Annotated in this window: 22 protein-coding genes; 21 read left to right on the forward strand and 1 reads right to left on the reverse strand. The window is 31.5% G+C overall.

The features are described from left to right. Positions 1 to 14 precede the first annotated feature (14 nt). The 5 genes from prmA (at position 15) to thiI (ending at position 4,698) form a co-directional block, all read left to right on the forward strand. Positions 15 to 950 (forward strand): 50S ribosomal protein L11 methyltransferase, encoded by a 936-nt coding sequence (prmA, locus tag EDC18_RS00850; RefSeq protein WP_132249300.1) that lies wholly within the window; start codon positions 15 to 17, stop codon positions 948 to 950. Positions 951 to 962: 12 nt separating this feature from the next. Next, positions 963 to 1,703, forward strand: a complete 741-nt coding sequence (locus EDC18_RS00855; RefSeq protein WP_132249302.1) for a 16S rRNA (uracil(1498)-N(3))-methyltransferase — start codon at positions 963 to 965, stop codon at positions 1,701 to 1,703. A gap of 1 nt (position 1,704) precedes the next feature. Next, entirely contained in the window at positions 1,705 to 2,070 is a 366-nt protein-coding gene (locus tag EDC18_RS00860) for a response regulator (RefSeq protein WP_132249304.1), read from the forward strand. A 289-nt stretch (positions 2,071 to 2,359) separates the two neighbouring features. Beyond that, positions 2,360 to 3,529 carry a cysteine desulfurase family protein gene (locus EDC18_RS00865; RefSeq protein ID WP_132249306.1) on the forward strand — a complete coding sequence of 390 codons (1,170 nt, stop codon included), beginning with the start codon at positions 2,360 to 2,362 and terminating at the stop codon, positions 3,527 to 3,529. Next, the gene (thiI, locus tag EDC18_RS00870; protein ID WP_132249308.1) at positions 3,529 to 4,698 is read left to right on the forward strand and encodes a tRNA uracil 4-sulfurtransferase ThiI; all 1,170 of its coding nucleotides are present in this window, start codon (positions 3,529 to 3,531) and stop codon (positions 4,696 to 4,698) included. The genes EDC18_RS00865 and thiI overlap by 1 nt, the downstream gene beginning before the upstream one ends. Positions 4,699 to 4,787: 89 nt before the next feature. Here thiI and EDC18_RS00875 read toward each other — a convergent pair whose 3' ends face one another. Further along, positions 4,788 to 5,018, reverse strand: a complete 231-nt coding sequence (locus tag EDC18_RS00875) for an HPr family phosphocarrier protein (protein ID WP_132249310.1) — start codon at positions 5,016 to 5,018, stop codon at positions 4,788 to 4,790. A 269-nt stretch (positions 5,019 to 5,287) separates the two neighbouring features. On the opposite strand from EDC18_RS00875, the gene mtaB reads away from it, so the two are divergent. From mtaB to pilM, 16 genes are all read left to right on the forward strand, one after another. Beyond that, on the forward strand, positions 5,288 to 6,592 hold the full coding sequence (mtaB, locus tag EDC18_RS00880; protein ID WP_132249312.1) for a tRNA (N(6)-L-threonylcarbamoyladenosine(37)-C(2))-methylthiotransferase MtaB: 1,305 nt from the start codon (positions 5,288 to 5,290) through the stop codon (positions 6,590 to 6,592). 236 nt (positions 6,593 to 6,828) lie between these two features. Further along, positions 6,829 to 7,089: an IreB family regulatory phosphoprotein gene (locus tag EDC18_RS00885; protein WP_132249314.1), complete on the forward strand. Its 261-nt coding sequence runs from the start codon at positions 6,829 to 6,831 to the stop codon at positions 7,087 to 7,089. Positions 7,090 to 7,191: 102 nt separating this feature from the next. After that, complete coding sequence (gene ruvX / locus EDC18_RS00890) at positions 7,192 to 7,614, forward strand: Holliday junction resolvase RuvX (RefSeq protein WP_132249316.1); 423 nt, start codon at positions 7,192 to 7,194, stop codon at positions 7,612 to 7,614. A gap of 20 nt (positions 7,615 to 7,634) precedes the next feature. Further along, the gene (locus EDC18_RS00895; RefSeq protein ID WP_132249318.1) at positions 7,635 to 7,913 is read left to right on the forward strand and encodes a DUF1292 domain-containing protein; all 279 of its coding nucleotides are present in this window, start codon (positions 7,635 to 7,637) and stop codon (positions 7,911 to 7,913) included. A 175-nt stretch (positions 7,914 to 8,088) separates the two neighbouring features. Next, a complete protein-coding gene (locus EDC18_RS00900) occupies positions 8,089 to 8,535 on the forward strand; it encodes a Fur family transcriptional regulator (RefSeq protein WP_132249320.1) in 447 nt (148 codons plus the stop codon). A 189-nt stretch (positions 8,536 to 8,724) separates the two neighbouring features. Continuing rightward, a complete protein-coding gene (locus EDC18_RS00905; protein ID WP_371829302.1) occupies positions 8,725 to 10,389 on the forward strand; it encodes a ribonuclease J in 1,665 nt (554 codons plus the stop codon). 33 nt (positions 10,390 to 10,422) lie between these two features. Further along, on the forward strand, positions 10,423 to 11,505 hold the full coding sequence (mltG, locus tag EDC18_RS00910; RefSeq protein WP_132249324.1) for an endolytic transglycosylase MltG: 1,083 nt from the start codon (positions 10,423 to 10,425) through the stop codon (positions 11,503 to 11,505). A 253-nt stretch (positions 11,506 to 11,758) separates the two neighbouring features. Continuing rightward, on the forward strand, positions 11,759 to 12,400 hold the full coding sequence (locus tag EDC18_RS00915; protein WP_132249326.1) for an O-methyltransferase: 642 nt from the start codon (positions 11,759 to 11,761) through the stop codon (positions 12,398 to 12,400). A gap of 40 nt (positions 12,401 to 12,440) precedes the next feature. After that, positions 12,441 to 13,676 (forward strand): peptidase U32 family protein, encoded by a 1,236-nt coding sequence (locus EDC18_RS00920; protein WP_132249328.1) that lies wholly within the window; start codon positions 12,441 to 12,443, stop codon positions 13,674 to 13,676. Positions 13,677 to 13,825: 149 nt separating this feature from the next. Further along, positions 13,826 to 14,506 (forward strand): RNA polymerase sporulation sigma factor SigK, encoded by a 681-nt coding sequence (sigK, locus tag EDC18_RS00925; protein WP_442929341.1) that lies wholly within the window; start codon positions 13,826 to 13,828, stop codon positions 14,504 to 14,506. 190 nt (positions 14,507 to 14,696) lie between these two features. Further along, positions 14,697 to 16,382: a GspE/PulE family protein gene (locus tag EDC18_RS00930; RefSeq protein ID WP_132249332.1), complete on the forward strand. Its 1,686-nt coding sequence runs from the start codon at positions 14,697 to 14,699 to the stop codon at positions 16,380 to 16,382. A 31-nt stretch (positions 16,383 to 16,413) separates the two neighbouring features. Beyond that, positions 16,414 to 17,469 (forward strand): type IV pilus twitching motility protein PilT, encoded by a 1,056-nt coding sequence (locus tag EDC18_RS00935; RefSeq protein WP_132249334.1) that lies wholly within the window; start codon positions 16,414 to 16,416, stop codon positions 17,467 to 17,469. 118 nt (positions 17,470 to 17,587) lie between these two features. Then, positions 17,588 to 18,802 (forward strand): type II secretion system F family protein, encoded by a 1,215-nt coding sequence (locus EDC18_RS00940; RefSeq protein ID WP_132249336.1) that lies wholly within the window; start codon positions 17,588 to 17,590, stop codon positions 18,800 to 18,802. Between the two features lie 45 nt (positions 18,803 to 18,847). Next, positions 18,848 to 19,288: a prepilin-type N-terminal cleavage/methylation domain-containing protein gene (locus EDC18_RS00945; RefSeq protein ID WP_132249338.1), complete on the forward strand. Its 441-nt coding sequence runs from the start codon at positions 18,848 to 18,850 to the stop codon at positions 19,286 to 19,288. A 5-nt stretch (positions 19,289 to 19,293) separates the two neighbouring features. Next, complete coding sequence (locus EDC18_RS00950; protein ID WP_132249340.1) at positions 19,294 to 20,028, forward strand: prepilin peptidase; 735 nt, start codon at positions 19,294 to 19,296, stop codon at positions 20,026 to 20,028. A gap of 72 nt (positions 20,029 to 20,100) precedes the next feature. Continuing rightward, positions 20,101 to 21,666, forward strand: a complete 1,566-nt coding sequence (gene pilM, locus EDC18_RS00955; protein WP_132249342.1) for a pilus assembly protein PilM — start codon at positions 20,101 to 20,103, stop codon at positions 21,664 to 21,666. The last annotated feature ends 6 nt before the right edge of the window (positions 21,667 to 21,672 follow it).

The following is a 21,672-nucleotide window of genomic DNA, read 5'->3' on the forward strand; positions in this document are numbered from 1 at the left end:
GGAGATGTAGCAAATTGAAATGGATTCAATACAAACTAAAAACAACTCCAGAAGCTGTAGATGCCATTAGTTACCAATTGTATGAACTAGGTATTCAAGGTATTGAAATAGAAGATTGTATTCCTTTAAGTGAAGCAGATAAAAAACAATTGTTTGTAGATTTAATGGATGAACCTACAATTATTGAAGAAAATACATCTTATATTAAGTTCTATATATCTGAAGAAGAAAATAAAGATATAGTCATTCAAGAAATTAAAAAAAGCATTAAAGAAGTTAGTGAATTTGTTTCAGTTGGAGAAGCTACTATCCAAGAATTAATTACAGATGAAAAAGACTGGGCAGAAAACTGGAAAAAGTATTTTAAGCCTTTTAAAGTAGATGAGAATATTATCGTAAAACCTAGTTGGGAAGCGTTAGATTTTGCTAGGGAAGAAGATATTGTAATTGAAATTGACCCAGGTATGGCATTTGGAACGGGAACCCATGAAACAACAAGTCTTTGTATAAGCTCAATAAATAAATATATGAAGAAAAATGATAGGGTCTATGATATTGGATGTGGTAGTGGTATTCTGGGAATAGCAGCATCTAAATTAGGTGCAGCCAAAGTAGTATGTACGGATATTGATCCAATGGCAGTTACAGTAGCATCTGAAAATGTTCAAATTAATCAAGTCAATAATAATGTAGAAGTATACAAAGGCAATTTGTTAGAAACAATAGATGAAAGCGACAAAGCAGATTTAGTTGTTGCCAATATTTTAGCTGAAGTCATTATTATTTTAACAAAGGATATTAAGAAAGTGTTAAAAGACAATGGAATTTTTATTTGTTCAGGAATTATTTTAGCTAAGATTGACGATGTGGTTAAGGCTATTGAAGAACAAGGACTAAGGATTGTTGAAATACAGAAAAAAGGTGAATGGGCTGCTATTGTTGCTCAGTAGTTGGTGGAAGGTATGTATCGTTTTTTTGTTGATTCAAGACAAATAAGTGAAAAAGAGATTATAATTTTAGGCGATGATGTTAACCATATTAAAAATGTTCTTCGTATGGAAAAAGGAGAATGCCTTGTAATTTGTAATGGACAAGGAGAAGATTATTATTGTATAATAGATTCAGTTGAAAATGATAGGGTTATTGCTCTAATACAAGAAAAGACTATTTCTGAAACTGAATTAAAAACGAAAATTTATCTTTTTCAAGGGATGCCTAAAAAAGATAAAATGGAGTTAATTATACAAAAATCTGTTGAGCTTGGTGTACAAGAGATTATACCAGTAATAACTCAAAGGACAATTATAAAATTAGAGCCTAAAAAAGAGATTAAAAAAATTGAGAGATGGAATGCTATCTCCCTTTCTGCTGCAAAGCAAGCAAAAAGAGGGATTATACCTAAAGTTAGTAATACCATGAGTTTTAATGAAGCACTAACATTTGCAAGTAAAGAGTTGGATGCTGTTTTAATTCCTTATGAAAAAGCTAATAATATAAGTGTGACAAAATCAATAATAGAGAGTATGAAAGTCAACTCGGTAGGCATATTTATTGGACCAGAAGGTGGATTCGAAGAAGAAGAGATAGAAAAAGCAATAAAATATGGTGCACAGCCAATATCTCTAGGAAAAAGAATTCTTAGAACAGAAACGGCTGGTTTAACACTACTATCAATATTAATGTATAATTTTGAGGAGGATTAAAATGGCGCTTAGAGTTCTTATTGTTGATGACGCTATCTTTATGAGAACCGTTTTAAAGAAAATGTTGGCAGAAGAAGGCAATTTTGAAATTGTTGGTGAAGCTAATAATGGTGTAGAAGCCATTGCAAAAGCAAAAGAATTACAACCTGATATAATAACACTTGATATAACAATGCCAGAAATGGATGGTGTTACGGCACTTCCTGAGATTGTAAAAGCAAGTCCTAATACAAAAGTTATTATGTGCTCGGCTATGGGGCAGCAACCAATGGTTATTGAAGCTATTAAGAATGGTGCGAAGGATTTTATTGTTAAACCATTTCAGAAAGCTAGGGTATTGCAGGCTATTGAAAATGTGATGAAATAAATCTAACATTGTAAAGTCAAGCACACAAGTGTGCTTATGAGTGTCGACTTAGTCGACACTCATTTTATGAATAGCCGATGTATGTGCAGGGATTTGTGATATATATGAACTTCAAAAACCCACAACCATCCTTGGTTGTTAGGGTTTTGCTGCGCCATCCTTGGCTCCGCTATTGCGTTCATATATATCACAAATCCTAGCTTGAATTTGCTACAGTTTGAAGCACACATAGTGTGCTTTATATTTGTTAGTAAATAAATATACGAAAGATAAATGTATGGAGGTTTATATGGAAGTTTATTTTGATAATGCTGCGACGACGAAGCCTTTTCCTGAAGTGATTGATAAGATTGTGCAGGGGTATGAGGAGTATGGGAATACTTCTTCGTTGCATAATAAAGGGATTCGTGCGGAGAAGTTGGTTAAAGAGGCCAAGTCTGTTTTTGCTAAGTTGCTTAAAGTGGATGATAAAGAGTTGTTTTTTACTTCAGGTGGGACGGAGTCTAATAATCTTGCTATTATTGGGACGGCATTGGCGAATAGACGGTCAGGTAAACATATTATTACTTCTTCTATTGAACATGCATCGGTTTTGAACACTATGAAGGCGTTAGAAGAGGATGGGTTTGTTGATACCTTTGAAATAACCGTTATTGAGGTTAATAAAGAGGGTATTATTGATATAGAGGCATTGAAAGACGCCATTAGAGAAGATACCATTCTTGTGTCTTTAATGCATGTAAATAATGAAATTGGTTCAGTGCAACCTATTAAAGAGATTGGTAGGATTATAAAGGAAAGTAATTCAAAAACACTTTTTCATGTAGATGGTGTTCAATCCTTTGGTAAGTATAGTATTCATCCTAAAAAAGATCTTATTGACTTATTAAGTATCAGTGCCCATAAAATTCATGGGCCTAAAGGTGTAGGGTTGCTATTTGTAAAAGACAAAGTTAAAATTAAACCAATTATTTTTGGTGGAAATCATCAAAAAGGTCTTAGGTCAGGTACAGAGAATGTTCCTGGGGTGATGGGATTTGCCGAAGCTGCTAAGTTGATGTATGAAAGTTTAGAGGAAAAGATACAATATTTATATAATATTAAAAAAGAGTTGGCCTATGGCATTTTAAATAATATTGACGATACAGCAATCAACGGTAGTATTGAAGAGGGCGCACCACATATATTAAATATTCGATTTAAATATATAAGAAGTGAAGTACTTATGCATACCCTGGAAAATAATGGGATCTATGTATCTACAGGTTCTGCTTGTTCCTCAAATAAAAATAGTACCAGTCAAGTTTTAAAATGTTTAGGTTTAGATATAAATGAAGTAGACGAGTCTGTTAGATTTAGTTTTTCTGTATATAATACAATTGAAGAAGTTAATTACTGTATTGAAAATCTTAAAAAAGAAGTGCCTTTCTTAAGAAGGTATGTTAGAGGTGGAAAGTAATGTATAATGCATTTTTAGTTAAGTATGGTGAACTTGCAATAAAAGGAAGAAACAGATATTTGTTTGAAAATGTTCTTGTTCAACACATTAAAAGGGCTTTAAAACCTTATGGTGAATTTATTGTAAAAAAAGAACAAGGTAGAATTTTTATTGAAGCCCTTTCAGATTTTGAGTATGACGAGGCTATAGATAAGTTAAGAAAGATATTTGGTATTGTTGGGATTTGTCCTGTTATTTTATCAGATGACTTATCTTTTGAAGCAGTGAAAAAGCTTTCCATTGAATATGTAAATCAATCTTTTGAAGAAAAGAATTTTACTTTTAAGGTAGAGGCAAGAAGAGCGGATAAAAAATACCCATTAGATTCTATGGAAATCTCTAGAGAAATTGGTTCAATTTTATTAGATGAGTTTTCAAATCTAAAAGTAGATGTGCATAAGCCAGAAGTGAAAATAATGGTGGAAATAAGAAACAAAGCATACATCTATTCTCATGTTATTCCAGGTTTAGGTGGAATGCCTGTAGGAACCAATGGAAAGGCTATGCTTATGCTTTCAGGTGGTATTGATAGCCCAGTAGCAGGTTGGATGATAGCAAAAAGAGGTGTGGCAATAGATGCAGTCTATTACCATTCTCATCCTTACACAAGTGAACGTGCCAAAGAGAAAGTTATTGATTTGGCTAAAATCATTAGTGAATATACAGGTCCAATTAATTTACATGTGGTACCATTTACAGACATACAATTGTATATCTATGAAAACTGCCCTCACGAACAATTAACGATCATTATGAGAAGAGTAATGATGCAAATGGCAGAAAGAATCGCTTTGGATAATGGGGCGTTAGCTTTAATCACAGGGGAAAGTATTGGACAAGTTGCGAGTCAAACCATTCAAAGTTTAACAACAACAAATGCTGTGTGTAATATTCCTGTATTTAGACCGTTAATTGGTTTTGACAAACAAGAGATTGTAAACATATCGGAGAAGATAGGCACTTATGAAACTTCAATATTACCTTATGAAGATTGTTGTACAATTTTTGTTGCAAAACATCCCGTGACCAAACCAAGTTTAAAAAGCATAGAAAGATCAGAACGTAAATTAGAGAAAATAGAAGAATTAGTAAATGAATCCTTAGAAAAGACAGAAGTAATAAAAGTATAAACAAAAATAACCAGTGTATTCACTGAAAAACTTAAAAGTTTTCAGTGGTACAATGGTTAGATTAAACAAATGATTGAAATGGAGAAGAATTATTCAACGATGTATGGTTTTAAAACTTCCATCACTTCTTCTTCATTATCAGTATGAACGTTAAGATCAATTGGTTTAGATAAATCTAAACTAAAAATCCCCATAATTGACTTAGCGTCAATTACATATCTTCCTGACATTAAGTCAAAATCGTACTCAAATTTGCTAACTAAGTTTACAAAACTTTTAACTTTATCAATTGAATTTAAAGTAACTTGTAATTTAATCATATAAAGCCCTCCTTATAATATCTTGGTATATATTTATACTACCTAAAATGGGAAAGATTGTCAATATTAAATTATTTTGAAGTCACAAAATTTGACGCCTTCCATAGACAAAAAAAGCTAATTTAAAAGGATTTTATAAGACTTGTATGGTTTTAACAGATGTATAAATAAATTAGGTAAATAATTATAAAAAACAAAGGACAGCAATTTAATTATAGAGTTATTAATGATTAAAGATAATTATTGAATACACAAAAGCGAGGTTGAATATGGGAAAAGTAGCTTTTCACACATTAGGTTGTAAAGTAAATCAATATGAAACAGATGCAATGCTTCAGTTATTTGAAAATAATGGGTATAAGGTAATACCTTTTAATGAAGTATCAGATATATATATAATTAATACTTGTACTGTAACAAATATGGCAGATAAGAAATCAAGACAGATTATTAATAAGGCAAAGAAAACAAATCCTGATTCTATTATTGTTGTTGTAGGGTGTTATGCCCAAGCAGCAAAAGAAAAGCTTGAATTAGACAAAGACATTGATATTGTCATTGGAAATAATAAAAAGAACGATATTTTAAATATCGTTGAAGACTATATAAAAGAAAAGAAAATAGAAGATACAGTAATTGATATTAATGATACAGATATTTATGAGCCATTATCCATTACAAAGGTTTCAGAGAAAACAAGAGCTTACATTAAAATACAAGATGGATGTAATCAATTTTGTTCATATTGTATTATCCCATTTATGAGGGGACGGGTACGTAGTAGATTGCCTGAAGAAGTCATTAAAGAAGTGGAAGCTTTAGTAAAAAATGGTTACAAAGAAGTGGTTTTAACAGGTATTCATTTGGCTTCTTATGGGAAAGATTTAGTAGATATTCATATTTTAGATTTATTAAAAGAACTCAATAAAATTCAAGATCTTAAAAGAATCAGATTAGGTTCACTAGAGCCGAATTTAATAACAGAAGAATTTGCCAAAGAAGTAAGTTCTATAGAAAAATTATGTCCTCATTTTCATTTATCTCTTCAAAGTGGATGTAATGAAACTTTAAAAAGAATGAATAGAAAATACACTACAGAATCATACTTAGATAAGGTTGAAATTCTTCGCAAGTATTATAATAAACCGGCGATAACAACGGATATTATTGTAGGTTTTCCAGGGGAAACAGAAGAAGAATTCAATGAAACCTATGAATTTACAAGAAAAATTTCTTTTAGTGACGTTCATGTATTTAAGTACTCCAAAAGAGAAGGAACAAAAGCAGCTGACTTTACGAATCAAGTAGAGGAAAAAGTAAAAACATTTCGAAGCAATAAACTTATTCAATGCTGTAATGCCTTAAAAGAAAAGTACCTTGAAGATATGAAAGGTGAAATAGAAGAAGTATTATTTGAGGAAACCATTACCATAGATGATAAAGACTATTGTATGGGACATACTAAAAGATATGTTAAAGTAGGTATAATAAGTGATGAAGATATAAGCAATCAATTAATCAATGTGGAATTGTTAGAAAGAAAAGATGATTTGCTATTTGGAAGAAAACAATAAAAAACAAAATAAAATTATTAACAAATATAATTGAATTTTTACAGTTTTTGTTATAATATATATTTAAGGAATATACTATCGTGAAAATGAAAGCATGTTGTTTTCATTAAAACTTGTGCCTTCTGGGCGGCCAGAGGTATGTAGTAAACTATAAATATACCAAAAAATAAAAAGTTGAGTATCCTTGACTTTTAATAATTTTATATAATGAGATTCGTTATTAAGGATGTGAGACTATGCCAAAAATCAATCATACCCAGTTTTTTAAAGTAGACAAAGAACCTGTAAATGAAGCAAAAGAGGTACTTACAACAGTTTATAAAGCATTAAGTAAAAAGGGTTATAATCCTATTAATCAAATAGTAGGGTATATTTTATCAGGAGATCCTACATATATAACAAGTTACAACAATGCTAGAAGTGTTATTATGAAAATTGAGCGTGATGAATTATTAGAAGAATTACTAAAAAATTACATTGATGATAAATTAAATTAAATGTTGAGGTCTCAGTAAAACTGTAGAATAAAGTGTTTTTATTCTACTTTTTTTACAAACTGAATGGTATATTTTGTTATTGACAATAAATGAGGTGTAATATTGAGGTTATTAGGTTTAGATTTCGGTTCAAAAACCGTTGGCGTGGCTGTTAGTGATTTAATGGGTTGGACAGCTCAAGGCCTAGAAGTAATAAAAAGAAAAGAAGAAAACAATCTAAAAGCGACTATTTTAAGAATATCTGAGATTATTAAAGAATATGAAGTGGAAAAAATAATACTAGGATTGCCTAAAAATATGAATAATTCTATTGGCGAACGTGCTGAAAAAGCTCTTAAATTCAAAGAAAGATTAGAAAAGGAATTGAATATTCCCGTTGTAACTTGGGATGAAAGATTAAGCACAATGTTCGCTGAAAGAACATTGTTAGAAGGGGATATGAGTAGAGAAAAAAGAAAAAAAATCATTGATAAAATGGCAGCTGTAATTATATTACAAGGCTATCTAGACAGTGGACAAAAATAATAATAAATTGAGGTGTAAAAATGGAAAAAGAAAGTAAATTAGAGTTTCAAATTGATGGAAGTGATGAAAAAGTTGAATTTTATGTTATGGAACAGGTTAGAATAAATAATACAAATTATTTATTAGTGACAGAAGATGAAGACGATGATGAAGCAGATTTAGAAGCTTATATATTAAAAGAAAAAGAAGTAGGGGAAGATGAAGATATAATTTATGAAATCCTTGAAAATGAAGAAGAATTAACTTTTGTCTCTAAAATATTTGAAGCTAAGATAGAAGACTTTGATTTTGAAATATAATTTAAGTATCAAATATAAGTATTAAAATAATTATGAAAGTCCATAATTATATTTTCTAGGAATTCTAGTATCAATTGACAAAAAACTAAATGAAACATATAATGGTATAGAGTTATTCCATAATAAGGTAAATCAGAATCCATTATATTTCGGGTGTTTGTTAGGGGAGAGTTTTATGTCACAAGAAAAAAATGATTTTAAAGAACTTTTAAAAGAAAAAGGTCTGAAGCTAACAACTCAAAGAAGAACGATTCTTGAGCTTTTAGAAAAGCATCAAGGTGAGCATTTAACTGCTGAAGAGATTTATGAATTAGTTAAGATAGAATGTCCAGAGATTGGACTTGCAACGGTATATAGAACAGTACAACTTTTACAAGAATTAAAACTTATAGAAAGATTAAATTTGGATGATGGGTATAGCCGATATGAAATTGGTAAAAGCGAAAATGAACATCATCATCATCATTTAATATGTAATCAATGCAGTAAAGTACTTGAAGTAGAAGACGATTTATTAGATCCATTAGAAGACGAAATAGAAAAATCTTTTAATTTTAAAGTAACGGATCATAAAGTAAAATTTTATGGTATTTGTAGTGACTGTATAAAAGATAACAAGTAAGGATACACTTTAAATCTTAATATTGGTTTTAAAGTTACTTGCATAACTTCTTTTTTTGATGCACAAATTTAATTATAGTTTCCTTGAAAACATTTTAGAATTTGTATTCAAGGAATCTTGTTCGGAATTAAGCTGTATAAGTTGAAATAATGGGCGGTTTTATATACATACTAAAAAAATGGAGGTGGCATTTTGGCCAAAGAAAATTCAAAAGTAAAAATTATTCCTTTAGGTGGTTTAGAGCAAATTGGAATGAACATCACTGCTTTTGAGTATGAAGACAATATTATCATTGTTGACTGTGGAATAGCGTTTCCAGAAGATGAAATGTTAGGGATAGATTTAGTAATACCAGATTTTACTTATCTAAAAAATAATGTTGACAAGATTAAAGGTGTCGTACTTACTCATGGGCACGAAGATCATATAGGATCTTTACCATATTTATTAAAGGAAATGAATGTTCCTATATATGGAACAAAATTAACAATTGGGTTAGTAGAAAACAAGTTAAAAGAACACAATTTGATAAAAACGACTAGAAGAAAAGTTGTTAAACAAGGACAAACAATTGTATTAGGTAACTTCAAAATTGAATTTATTAGAAGTAACCATAGTATTGCTGATGCTGTAGCCCTTGCTATAACAACACCAGCAGGTATTATCATTCATTCAGGAGATTTTAAAATTGATTATACACCTGTATTTGGTGAGGTAATTAATTTGCAAAGATTTGCTGAATACGGTAAAAAAGGTGTTCTGGCATTTTTATGTGATAGCACAAATGTTGAAAGACCTGGATATACAATGTCTGAGAAAACCGTTGGTAAGGCATTTGATAATATATTTTCTGAAAACAGAAGAAGCAGAATTATTATTGCAACCTTTGCTTCCAATGTTGATAGGGTACAACAAGTCATTAACTCTGCTGTAAAATTTAAAAGAAAAATGGTTGTAGAAGGCAGAAGTATGATTAATGTTGTTAATACTGCTAAAGAGTTAGGTTATCTTAAAATACCTAGTGATATGTTAATAGATGTAGAAGAAATGAAAAACTATAGAGACGATCAAATTGTAATCATTTCTACTGGTAGTCAAGGAGAGCCTATGGCAGCTTTATCTCGTATGGCATCCAATAACCATAGAAGAATTACAATTAAGCCTGGGGATATGGTAGTGTTAAGTTCAACCCCTATACCAGGGAATGAAAAAACAGTTTCAAGAGTAATTAATGAATTATTTAGAAAAGGTGCAAAAGTAATATTCCAAGATACCCATGTATCAGGACATGCTTGCCAAGAAGAAATAAAACTGCTTCATACACTAGTAAAACCAAAATACTTTATTCCAGTTCATGGAGAATATAGACATTTAATCAAACACGCTGAATTAGCTGAAGATTTAGGTGTTAAAAAAGATAATATCTTTATTTTATCACCAGGAGATATATTAGAACTAGATAATGAATCTGGTGGATTAACAGGTAGAGTGCCAGCTGAGGCTGTGCTAGTAGATGGTCTAGGGGTGGGAGATGTTGGTAACATCGTTCTAAGAGACCGACAACATTTATCACAAAATGGATTAATTATTGTTGTTGTAACACTAAGAAAACACTCAGCAGAAGTTGTTGCAGGACCTGATATTATATCACGTGGATTTGTGTATGTTAGGGAATCTGAGACATTAATTGAAGATGCAAAGAATGTGATCAGAGAAGCGCTTAACCAATGTTTAAGTAAAAACATTACAGATTGGTCTAGAATAAAAACAGCATTAAAAGATGCTTTAAGTGAGTTCTTATGGAAACAAACGAAAAGAAATCCTATGATTCTACCAATTATAATGGAACTTTAGAATCATTTGTTTTTAACAAACGAGGGTGACGATATGGGAAAAAAAGTAATGCATACTACTTTAAGAATGATATTAAAAATCTTATTTTTAATATTGGCAGTATACCTTATATACGTTGTGGGAACAAAGTCTTATTCCGCTGTTTATGACTTTATATTAGGTGAACCAGATCCGAATGTTATTGTTAGAGATGTTACTGTTTCTATACCTCAAGGGGCTAATACAAAAGCCATAGGGGAGATACTTCAGGAAAATGGATTGATTAAAAACGCCAATTTATTTATGTTAAGGGTTAAGTTTTTATCTGAGTTTGATGGTAAATTAAGATATGGTGACTTTACTTTAAATACTGGCATGAGCGAAGAAGAAATGATTTTAGTATTATCCACTGAGGGGCAAAGACGGGCAACAGTTCGCTTTACTATACCTGAAGGATTTACGATACAACAGATGGCTCGAAAACTTGAAGATGATGGTATTGTAACGGCTGAAGAATTTATGGATGCAGTAAATAATACTGAGTATGATTATAGGTTCCTTAAAGATTTACCAGAGAGAGAACCAGGTGAGCCAAGGCTTCAAGGTTACTTATTCCCTGATACTTATGAAGTATTTGAAGGGTCAAGTGCTGACGTGATTGTAAGTAGAATGCTTAGTGGGTTTAATAATGTATTTACGGATGAATATTATAAAAGAGCAGATGAATTAGGGTATACAGTGGATGAAATAGTAACCATAGCTGCAATGATTGAAAAAGAAGCTAGAGTAGCAGAAGAGCGTCCTATGATTGCTGGTGTTATCTATAATAGAATAGCTGTAAATATGTTGCTTCAAATTGATGCGACGTTACAGTATTTAAGAGAAAGATATCCTGAAGATGATCCTAGAAGAATCGTAGATTATAAAGATTATGATTCAAGATATAACACATATAGATTTACTGGTATTCCAAGTGGACCTATTGCCAATCCAGGAAGAAGTTCTATTGAAGGTGCACTTTATCCAGAAAGTCACGAGTACTTTTATTATGTGTTAAGAGATCCTGTGACTGGGGAGCATGCTTTTAATAGAACATTAGAAGAGCATAATAGAGATGTAAATAGATATTTAAGATAACGAATCTTGATAGAGACTAAAGATGGCTTTAGTCTCTTCTTGATGAATTGAATTAATTGTTTTTGAATTAAAGATGTGTCGTGGGTTTATTCAAGGAATATATAATAACTCTGGCTGCCTTTCCTTTCAGCCGGTCGACGCCAGAATCATTATATATTCCTTGAATAAGGGATTTCCATGGTTACATTTAAGCAATAGCATTCTGTATAAAAATAACAACATTTAAATACCTTTTTTTTAAGGAGTAATAGAGATGATTACAAATCAACAAGTTTTAGATTATTTGAGGGCTATCGAGCCTGAGAAAGAGCCTGTTTTAGGTGAGATTGAGAAGGAAGCCATTAGACTTGAAATCCCTATTATTAAGAATGAAGTTCAAGGGTTATTAAGGCTAATGTTATCTATTAAAAGACCTTTGAGGGTATTGGAGATAGGGACAGCAGTTGGTTTTTCTTCAATTCTTATGAGCCATTATTTGCAAGAGAATGGTTCCATTGCTACTATTGAGCGTAGTGAATATATGATAGAAAAAGCAAAAGCTAACATAAAAAAGGCCAATAAAGAACATATTATAACTATTATAGAAGATGATGCTGAAGTGGCTCTAAAAGCTTTAGAGGGTCAATTTGATTTTATTTTTTTAGATGCAGCTAAGGGTCAATATATTACTTTTTTACCTTACTGTGTGAATTTGTTAAATGATAATGGGATACTAATCTCTGACAATGTTTTACAAGATGGCAACGTGGCTAAATCTAGGTTTAGTGTTGCTAGACGGTATAGAACCATCCATTCTAGAATGAGAGAGTACCTTTGGGAGATTAATCATCATAAAGAGTTAGAAACTACTATTCTACCTATAGGTGACGGCATTACTATAAGTTACAAAAAATGATACTATGGATTACCACATGTTTTTAAACGAGGTGAAGAAAATGAAAAAGACAGAATTATTAATACCAGCAGGGAATTTAGAGTCTTTGAAAGTTGCTGTTAAATATGGTGCAGATGCTGTATACATAGGTGGGGAAATGTATGGCTTAAGAGCTAAAGCTAAGAATTTTTCATTAGCAGATATGAAAGAAGGCATTGACTATGCTCATAAACACAATGCAAAAGTTTATGTAACAGCTAATATTATTGCCCATAATGAAGATATTGAAGGCGTTGCTCAGTATTTTAAAGAATTAAAAGAAATTAAACCTGATGCAGTCATCATTGCAGATCCTGGTATTCTTGAAATTGCAAAAGAAATTATGCCTGATATGGAGATACATATTAGTACTCAGGCCAATAATACGAATTATAGAAGTTTTAACTTTTGGCATAAACTTGGTGTAAGTAGAGTTGTTGCAGCAAGAGAGCTTTCATTAGAAGAAATCAAAACAATTCATAATAATATTCCAGAAGACTTAGAAATTGAAGCATTTATACATGGTGCCATGTGTATCAGTTATTCTGGGAGATGTTTATTAAGCAGTTATTTTACTGGAAAAGATGCCAATAAAGGGGCTTGTACCCATCCTTGTAGATGGAACTACAATATCGTTGAGGAAACACGTCCAGGAGAGTATATGCCTGTCTATGAAAATAAAAGAGGAACATTTATATTTAATTCCAAGGATTTATGTATGATTGAATATATACCACAGTTAATAGAGGCAGGTATTCATAGTTTGAAAATTGAAGGTAGAATGAAAACCCTCCTATATGTTGCAACTGTTGCAAGCACTTATAGAAAAGCTCTAGATGATTACTTTAAAGATCCGAGTTTATATGAAGCAAATCTACTCCAATACATTGATGAAATTAAAAAATGTAGCTATAGACCTTTTTCTACTGGTTTTTATTTTGACAAACCTGATGAAACTTCTCAGATTTATGAAAATAACTCGTATATTAGAAACTACACGTTCATAGGTATAGTAATAGGATATGATAATGAAAAACAACTGCCTATTATTGAACAAAGATATAAGTTTGGTGTAGGTGATGAGATTGAAGTAATGAAAAAAGATGGCAAACATAAAAAAGCCATTATTGAGGAAATGTGGGATGAGGAAGGTAGTGTTGTTACAAGCGCACCACATCCTAAACAAAAACTTATTGTAAAACTTAGTGAAAAAGTAGAGGAATTAGACATTTTAAGAAAACGTGGAGAAGATAATTAAACAAAAAATAGCTAAACCATCAAAGAAAACCCTATAAAAACAACCTATTATACAAAAAATTCATATAAAAAAAATAGGAAAGGCACAAACCATTATATATTATCATAAGATAGTATAAACATAAAATGGGAGTGCTTTTTTTGTTAGATATAATTATTGGATTAATAAGTTTTGTTATACCTACTTTTTATGTTTCAGGAAACCAATCTTTTCCCCAGCCCCTATCTTATGAGGAAGAAGTTTTATACTTAAAAAAATATAAAGAAGGAGATTTAGAAGCTAAAAATGTTTTAGTTGAAAGAAATCTTAGATTAGTAGCCCATATTGTTAAAAAGTATAATAATGGGGATAGGGATATGGATGATCTTATCTCTATTGGAACCATAGGTTTGATAAAAGCCATAACATCATATGATATAGAAAAGGGAACTAGACTTGCTACCTATGCTGCAAGATGTATAGAAAATGAATTATTAATGATGTTAAGAGCTGAGAAGAAGCAAACAAAGGAAGTATCTCTACAAGAACCAATCGGAGTAGACAAAGAGGGCAATGAGATAAGTCTCATAGACGTATTGGAAAATGATGATAACTCTATAATTGATGAAGTGGATTTAAAAATAAAAGTAAAAGAATTGTATGAGAAAATGAAAAAGGTGTTAAAATCAAGAGAAAAAATGGTTATAGAATTAAGATATGGCCTAGTGAATGGCAACGAAAAAACACAAAGAGAAATTGCCAGTATGTTAGGGATATCACGTTCCTATGTTTCAAGAATTGAAAAAAAAGCTTTAAAAAAATTATTTAAAGCTTTCCAAGAGCATAGTTAGGTATGAAAGAGGAGTGTTTATAAGAACAGGTGGACATTTATATAAATGTTGCCTGTTTTTTAGTGTTTATAAGAGAGAATATAGCAAGTTGAAATAGTTTTGGAAAAATTATACAAATTATTGTCTTTTTTATACAAATTAGTTGACAAAAACAACCTTTGAGCATTAATATAATAAGAGAGGTGAGGACATGATTGGAACTAGAAAAAAGCTAAGACTTGGAGATTTACTCATAGAGTATGGTCTAATGACCCAACAACAATTAGATGAAGCACTAGCAAGACAAAAACAAACGGGTGGTAAATTAGGGGAAATACTCATTAATATGGGTATTGTTACAAAACAAAACATTAATCAAATTCTAGAATTTCAACTTGGAATCCCATATGTTGATTTAAAAGAATACCAAATTGACCCTGTGGCTGTTCAGCTAGTAAGTGAAATATTGGCTAAAAAGCATCGAATCCTGCCCATACGCATAAAAAACAATGATTTATATGTGGCAATGGAAGATCCATTGGATATTATTGCAATAGATGATATTTCATTGACTACAAGTAAAAATATTATTCCAATGCTATCCTCAGAGGAACAAATTAATGAATCGATAGAATTATACTATGGAAAAGAACAAGCTATGGCTGCTGCTGAGAGATACAAACAAGAAAATATTATAGATTTTAGTGAATTAGATGAAAGCATTATTGAGGATGAAGTAAAAAGTGCCCCAATAGTAAAATTAGTGAACACAATTCTAGAACAATCTATTGTTCATAGGGCAAGTGATATACATATAGAACCTATGGAAAAGGTTTTAAGAGTTCGATTTAGAATAGATGGTAACTTGAAAGAGATGATGGAATATGACAGTTCTTTGTTATCTGCCATTGTTGCAAGAATTAAGATAACCAGTGGAATGGATATTGCTGAAAAAAGAAAACCACAAGATGGAAGAATCAATATAAAGGTAGATAAAAAGAAGTATGATATTCGTGTATCATCTTTACCAACGGTTTTTGGTGAAAAAATAGTTATGCGAATAACCTCAAAAGAAGGGTTAACCAAAGGGAAAGGTGAGTTGGGATTTTCTCCAGAAGATCTTCAAAAATTCAATGAAATACTATCTAATCCACATGGGATCATACTTGTAACAGGTCCAACAGGAAGTGGAAAATCAACCACCCTTTATACAGCATTATCTGAATTAAATAGTGAAGATATTAATATTGTAACCGTTGAAGATCCAGTAGAAGCCAACATAGAAGGTATCAACCAAGTTCAAGTGAATACAAAAGCAGGCCTTAATTTTTCTTCTGCTTTAAGATCAATCCTAAGACAGGACCCTGATATTATTATGATTGGTGAGATTCGAGATACAGAAACAGCAGAAATAGCCGTTAAAGCATCTATTACTGGTCATTTGGTTGTAAGCACATTACATACCAATAGCGCCACTGGTTCCATAACCAGGTTAATAGATATGGGCATAGAGCCGTTCTTGCTGGGGGCTTCTGTTGTTGGTGTTATCGCTCAAAGATTGGTACGTAAACTATGCACAAAATGTATGGAGCCTTACACACCAAATGAATTTGAAAAAAAAGTCCTTAATATAGAAGAAGATATAGTGATTCATAAAGCCAATGGTTGTCATATTTGTAATCATGCAGGCTATAGTGGCAGAATTGGTGTGTACGAAATAATGAAGGTGTCTAACGAACTAAGAACAGCGATTAATGATGGTGTAAATGCCAGTAAGTTAAAAGAACAAGCGATAAAAGACGGTATGAAAACACTTAAAACAAATGCAATAGAATTAGTTCTTAAGGGCGTGACCAGTTTTGAAGAAATGGTTAGAATTGCATACGAAGCAGACTAATTAAAAAATGGGAAGGAAAAATTGAGTAAACATGTATACAGTAGAAGAGTTACTAATTATAGCAAAAGAAAATAAAGCATCTGACTTACATCTTACTGTTGGTAGACCGCCCACTATTCGAATCAATGGCAATTTAAAATATGCTCATAGTGAAAAATTATCCCCACAGACGACTCAAGAATTAATTATGAGTATTCTTACGGAAAAGCAAAAAGATGTATTAGAACAAAAAGGAGAAGTGGATTTTTCTTTTTCTTATACCAATATCGGTCGTTTTCGTGCCAATGTATTCAGACAAAGAGGGTCTTATGGAGCGGCCATACGTTTGGTTGGCACAACCATACCTTCCCCAAGTGCTTTAGGCATTCCTAAGACAGTTGTAGATCTTTATAATAAAAGAAGAGGTCTTATCCTTGTAACAGGACCGACAGGAAGTGGTAAATCAACCACCTTGGCATCCATTATTGATAAAATAAATACCAATTGTAATGCCCATATTATAACATTAGAAGACCCTATTGAGTATTTGCATTCTCACCAAAAAAGCATTGTTAATCAAAGAGAAATAGGTCTTGATACCCAATCTTATGCCAATGCATTAAGAGCGGCCTTAAGGCAAGATCCTGATGTTATATTAGTGGGGGAGATGAGGGACTTAGAAACCATTTCCATAGCCATAACAGCAGCAGAAACAGGTCATTTGGTATTGTCCACCCTCCATACAATAGGTGCAGCCAGTACCATTGATCGTATTATTGATGTTTTTCCGCCTCACCAACAGCAACAAATTCGAGTTCAGCTCAGTACGGTATTAGAGTCCATTGTATCTCAACAATTATTACCTACTGTAGATGAAAAGGGTAGGGTAGCTGCTTTTGAGGTCCTTCATGCCAATGCAGCAGTTAGAAATCTTATAAGAGAAGGTAAAACACATCAGATAGAGTCCATTATTCAGACCAATAAAAGCATAGGTATGACCACTATGGATGATGCATTATATGATTTGTACTTAAACGGTTATATTACAAGTGAAAAAGCATTGTTATATGCCCAGAATCCTATAAGTCTGAAAAGAAAATTGGTATAAAAGACCTAATTTCCCTGTAAATAATACTAGACTGCTGTTGAAAAAGAATATATAATGAAAATGTAAATAAGTGGGGGATATACACATGTACCCAGCGGCAATAAGGGGTGGAATTTAGATGGGGACATATTCATATAAAGCGCTGACTCGTGATGGTAAGAATAAAAAAGGCACCTTAGAAGCAAATAATAAAGATACTGCCTTTTCTATGATTAAAGAAAATGGTTGGATACCTTTAAGTATTGCAGAGCAAAGTGTTTTAAACAAAGATTTGAATATTACTTTTGGTACCTTGGTTAAGGTAAATGAACTGTCGTTGTTCTGTAAGCAATTTGTTAGTATTTTAAGTGCAGGGTTAAGTGTATTAGATGCACTAGATTTATTAGGGGAACAAACGTCTAATAAATACCTGAAAAAAGCAATTGTTGATATATATGGTTCAGTAGAAAAAGGGAATTCACTAGCAAGTTCAATGGCAAATCACCCTAAAATATTCCCTAATCTATTAGTGAATATGGTAGATGCAGGTGAAATGAGTGGTAATTTAGAAATTGCTTTTGATCGAATGGCTACCCATTTTGAGAAGGAAACAAAGTTGAAACAAACCATAAAAAAGGCAACCACCTATCCAATTATGGTATCTATAATTGCCTTTATAGTGGTTGGTGTATTGGTAACTTTTGTTGTGCCTTCTTTTGTAGATATGTTTGATTCAGCGGGAATGGAGTTACCTGCGTTAACAAGAATATTATTGTCCATTAGTTCTTTTATTAGACATCAATGGTTGTTCCTTATATTAGGTTCTGTTGGTGGACTATTTGCATTGATTTATTACAGCAAATCAGAACAAGGCAAAATATTAATTTCTTCAATCATGTTAAAACTACCACTTTTTGGTACATTAAATATAAAAGTAGCAGCATCAAGATTTACAAGGACTTTAAGTACTTTATTGGCATCGGGTATATCATTATTAGAGGCAATAGAAATAGTCGCCAAACTTATTGATAACCATGTTGTGTCCAAACACTTAACAGATGTAAAAGAACAAGTAAGTAGGGGAATTCCTTTATCTAAGCCTATAAAAGATGAGAAAATCTTTCCGCCAATGGTCACTCATATGGTGAAAGTAGGGGAAGATACAGGAACTTTAGAAGAAACCCTTAATAAAGTGGCTGATTTCTATGACTCAGATGTAGAGACAGCGGTTGCACAATTAACAACCATGTTAGAGCCACTAATTATTGTTATATTAGCAGTTGTTGTTGGGTTTATCGTACTTTCTATTATTCAACCTATGTTCCAAATGTATGATACATTCAATCATGTATAGGGGCATTGAAAATAAAATTATAATTAAAAAGGGAGAGGAACAAATATGAAAAATATTAAAAAATTCTTTAAAAACCAAAAGGGGTTCTCATTAGTAGAGCTTATCATCGTTATTGCGATTTTAGCAGTAATAGCAGGGATTGCAGCACCTAATTTAATTGGGTATGTTCAAAGATCAAGGGTATCAGCAGATGAGTCTAATGCTACATTAATTGCTAATGCTATTCTTGTTGAACTGGCTGATAGGGGTGGTAATACTTATTCAACTGGTGGAGATGCTAACAGTACAGTGGAGTTTAGACAGTATACACCAGCTGAAGCTAATGCCAATCCCGATAGAACATTAATTAATGATGCTATTGGAAATCTTCAAAATGTACCTACTCAAAAAGTAGCTACTGGAAATTTTTATATCAAAATTGAAAATGGAAAAGTTTCAGTATATAGAGGATCTGATACAACATCTTTAAAAGTTTACCCTAATTAATTAATATGGCATACCTATTTTTACTACTAGGAATCCTCATAGGAAGTTTCCTAAATGTATGCATCTATCGCATACCTAAAGACGAAAGTGTTGTAACGGGGCGTTCACACTGTATGGGATGTAATAAAAACATTCCATGGTATGATTTAGTACCAATATTAAGTTATGTAATTTTAGGTGGTAAATGTAGATTCTGTAAAAAGAAGTTATCAATACAATATCCAATAGTTGAGCTACTCAATGGAGTAGCTTATCTTTGGATTTTTATGAAGTTTGATTATTCTGTAGAGTCGATTATTTACTGCTTATTTGTATCTGCCCTAATAACCCTTAGCTTTATTGATTGGAAATTTATGATTATTCCTAATAAAATCAATGTTTTCATATTAATATTAGCCATCATCCATTTGATTTATAATATTGAACAATGGAAGAATTATATTATAGGGTTCTTTATAGTAAGTGGCTTATTACTATTAATTGCCATTATTACAAAAGGCCAAATAGGCGGTGGAGACATTAAGCTTATGGCTGCTTCAGGTCTACTATTAGGATGGGATATAATAATACTAGCCCTTTGTATAGGATCTGTTGTAGGCTCTATTATTAGCATCATACTTTTGATCACTAAAAAAGGTGGTAAAATGGTTCCTTTTGGACCTTATTTATCCATTGGAATGTTTATCTCATTAGTATATGGCAAACAGTTAATTCAATGGTATCTTAGTATGTTTTTTTAATCCTTTTATTTTTATAACATACTAAGATGCACTATTCTAAAATAGACACATCTTAGTTGAGGGGGCAACTTGATGAAATATATCACAATAGATATAAGTAATGAAACACTTAAAATAGCAGAAGTAGTTAAGAAAAAAAATAATATTATAGTGAAAAAGGCTATTAATATTCTAAGATCCTCTGAAGCTGTAGAAGATGGTTATATACGTAACAAAGAATATTTAGCAGGATTAATCAAACAGACATTAATAGAAAATAAAATTAAAACTAAAAACTTGATTATTACAATATATTCAAGTAAAATCATTTCTCGTGAAATAACATTACCCTATTTAAAACCTAAAAAGCTTAGTACGGTTATAAATATGAATGTATCAGAGTATTTCCCTGTAAACACTAATGATTACATAATAGATCATACACCTATTGACACCATTGAAGATTCCAGTACAAAGAGTCAAAAAATTCTTATATTGGCAGCGCCTAAATCACTTGTTGAAGGGTATGTGGAATTAGCTGAAAGACTGGGATTAACTTTAAAATCCATTGGGTATGCAGGTAATGGTTTAGTGGAGCTATTTAAACTACAGAATTATGAAGGTAATAATATTTACCTAGAATTAGGTAGTGAATCTACTATTGCTACTATTCTTAATAACGGTAAGTTAGAAGCACAAAGATTTTTACCATTTGGAACGAATGAAATATATCAAGGGGTAATGAGTAAGCTTAATCTTGGCTATGAAGAGGCGACTATATTAGTCAAAGAAAAATCGGTTTTTGATATAGAGGTGGAAGAGCATTCCTACCTTACTGGAGAAATAACCATTGCTGTAAATAAAATAATGAGTGGCGTTTCTAGATTGCTAGATTATTATGGTTCACGTACAGACAGTAAGCCTGTTAATGGCATATTTATAATAGGAAATGGCTCAGAATTCTATGGAATAGAAGATTACATTGAGAAAAATTTTAACCTAAAAACCAAAATTATAAATGAGTATACCCATATTAAATCTACTAAGGTTGAGAATTTTTTAAAAGATCAAATATATTATACAGCTGCATTAGGTGCAGTGATGTCGAAAATAAATTTTGTTCCAACAGAAATCATACATAGAGACACTAAAAATAGAAAAAAAAGATTAATTGTAGAACTAATTGTTTTAGGAGGAGCACTTTTTGTTTTGGTATTAATGTATCCATTAAATGAAAAAAATAGGCTGGAATTAGAAAAAACAAGACTGATTAATGAAATAAACAGCATCAAAGGCATTGAAGAAATAATAAAAAAACATGAGGGCTTAACAAAAGAACTAAGTTTAAGAGAAGATGTATTAAAAATATCAAAAAATAATAGTGAGTATTTATTAGAGATACTAAATGAGTTTGAAAGAGAAATGCCTACTAATTTACATTATACCTCTTTAAATCATACCCATAACCAATTAATGATTTCAGGGTATGCAACGGATAAATTAACTATTGCCACATATATAGAAAACATTAAAAAAATGGATTATTTTAGTGATATATATATAAACACAGTAGTTGCCATTGATATTGAAGAGGCTGATGGAAGAAAAAATCCAGGGAAATATGGCTTTAATGGGGTATTAACATATCAAGAGAAATAGGAGGTT

Origin of the sequence: Natranaerovirga pectinivora (genome assembly GCF_004342165.1) — a bacterium.
Classification (GTDB): domain Bacteria; phylum Bacillota; class Clostridia; order Lachnospirales; family DSM-24629; genus Natranaerovirga; species Natranaerovirga pectinivora.

What these genes read in the sequence shown, in the direction of transcription:
- EDC18_RS00920 (WP_132249328.1), top strand. Translation starts at nt 12,441, where the DNA reads ATGAAAAAGACAGAATTATTAATACCAGCAGGGAATTTAGAGTCTTTG.
- EDC18_RS00945 (WP_132249338.1), top strand. Translation starts at nt 18,848, where the DNA reads ATGAAAAATATTAAAAAATTCTTTAAAAACCAAAAGGGGTTCTCATTA.
- thiI (WP_132249308.1), top strand. Translation starts at nt 3,529, where the DNA reads ATGTATAATGCATTTTTAGTTAAGTATGGTGAACTTGCAATAAAAGGA.
- EDC18_RS00930 (WP_132249332.1), top strand. Translation starts at nt 14,697, where the DNA reads ATGATTGGAACTAGAAAAAAGCTAAGACTTGGAGATTTACTCATAGAG.
- mtaB (WP_132249312.1), top strand. Translation starts at nt 5,288, where the DNA reads ATGGGAAAAGTAGCTTTTCACACATTAGGTTGTAAAGTAAATCAATAT.
- EDC18_RS00940 (WP_132249336.1), top strand. Translation starts at nt 17,588, where the DNA reads ATGGGGACATATTCATATAAAGCGCTGACTCGTGATGGTAAGAATAAA.
- EDC18_RS00935 (WP_132249334.1), top strand. Translation starts at nt 16,414, where the DNA reads ATGTATACAGTAGAAGAGTTACTAATTATAGCAAAAGAAAATAAAGCA.
- mltG (WP_132249324.1), top strand. Translation starts at nt 10,423, where the DNA reads ATGGGAAAAAAAGTAATGCATACTACTTTAAGAATGATATTAAAAATC.
- EDC18_RS00855 (WP_132249302.1), top strand. Translation starts at nt 963, where the DNA reads ATGTATCGTTTTTTTGTTGATTCAAGACAAATAAGTGAAAAAGAGATT.
- pilM (WP_132249342.1), top strand. Translation starts at nt 20,101, where the DNA reads ATGAAATATATCACAATAGATATAAGTAATGAAACACTTAAAATAGCA.
- EDC18_RS00950 (WP_132249340.1), top strand. Translation starts at nt 19,294, where the DNA reads ATGGCATACCTATTTTTACTACTAGGAATCCTCATAGGAAGTTTCCTA.
- EDC18_RS00900 (WP_132249320.1), top strand. Translation starts at nt 8,089, where the DNA reads ATGTCACAAGAAAAAAATGATTTTAAAGAACTTTTAAAAGAAAAAGGT.
- EDC18_RS00885 (WP_132249314.1), top strand. Translation starts at nt 6,829, where the DNA reads ATGCCAAAAATCAATCATACCCAGTTTTTTAAAGTAGACAAAGAACCT.
- EDC18_RS00875 (WP_132249310.1), bottom strand. Translation starts at nt 5,018, where the DNA reads ATGATTAAATTACAAGTTACTTTAAATTCAATTGATAAAGTTAAAAGT.
- EDC18_RS00865 (WP_132249306.1), top strand. Translation starts at nt 2,360, where the DNA reads ATGGAAGTTTATTTTGATAATGCTGCGACGACGAAGCCTTTTCCTGAA.
- EDC18_RS00895 (WP_132249318.1), top strand. Translation starts at nt 7,635, where the DNA reads ATGGAAAAAGAAAGTAAATTAGAGTTTCAAATTGATGGAAGTGATGAA.
- EDC18_RS00915 (WP_132249326.1), top strand. Translation starts at nt 11,759, where the DNA reads ATGATTACAAATCAACAAGTTTTAGATTATTTGAGGGCTATCGAGCCT.
- EDC18_RS00860 (WP_132249304.1), top strand. Translation starts at nt 1,705, where the DNA reads ATGGCGCTTAGAGTTCTTATTGTTGATGACGCTATCTTTATGAGAACC.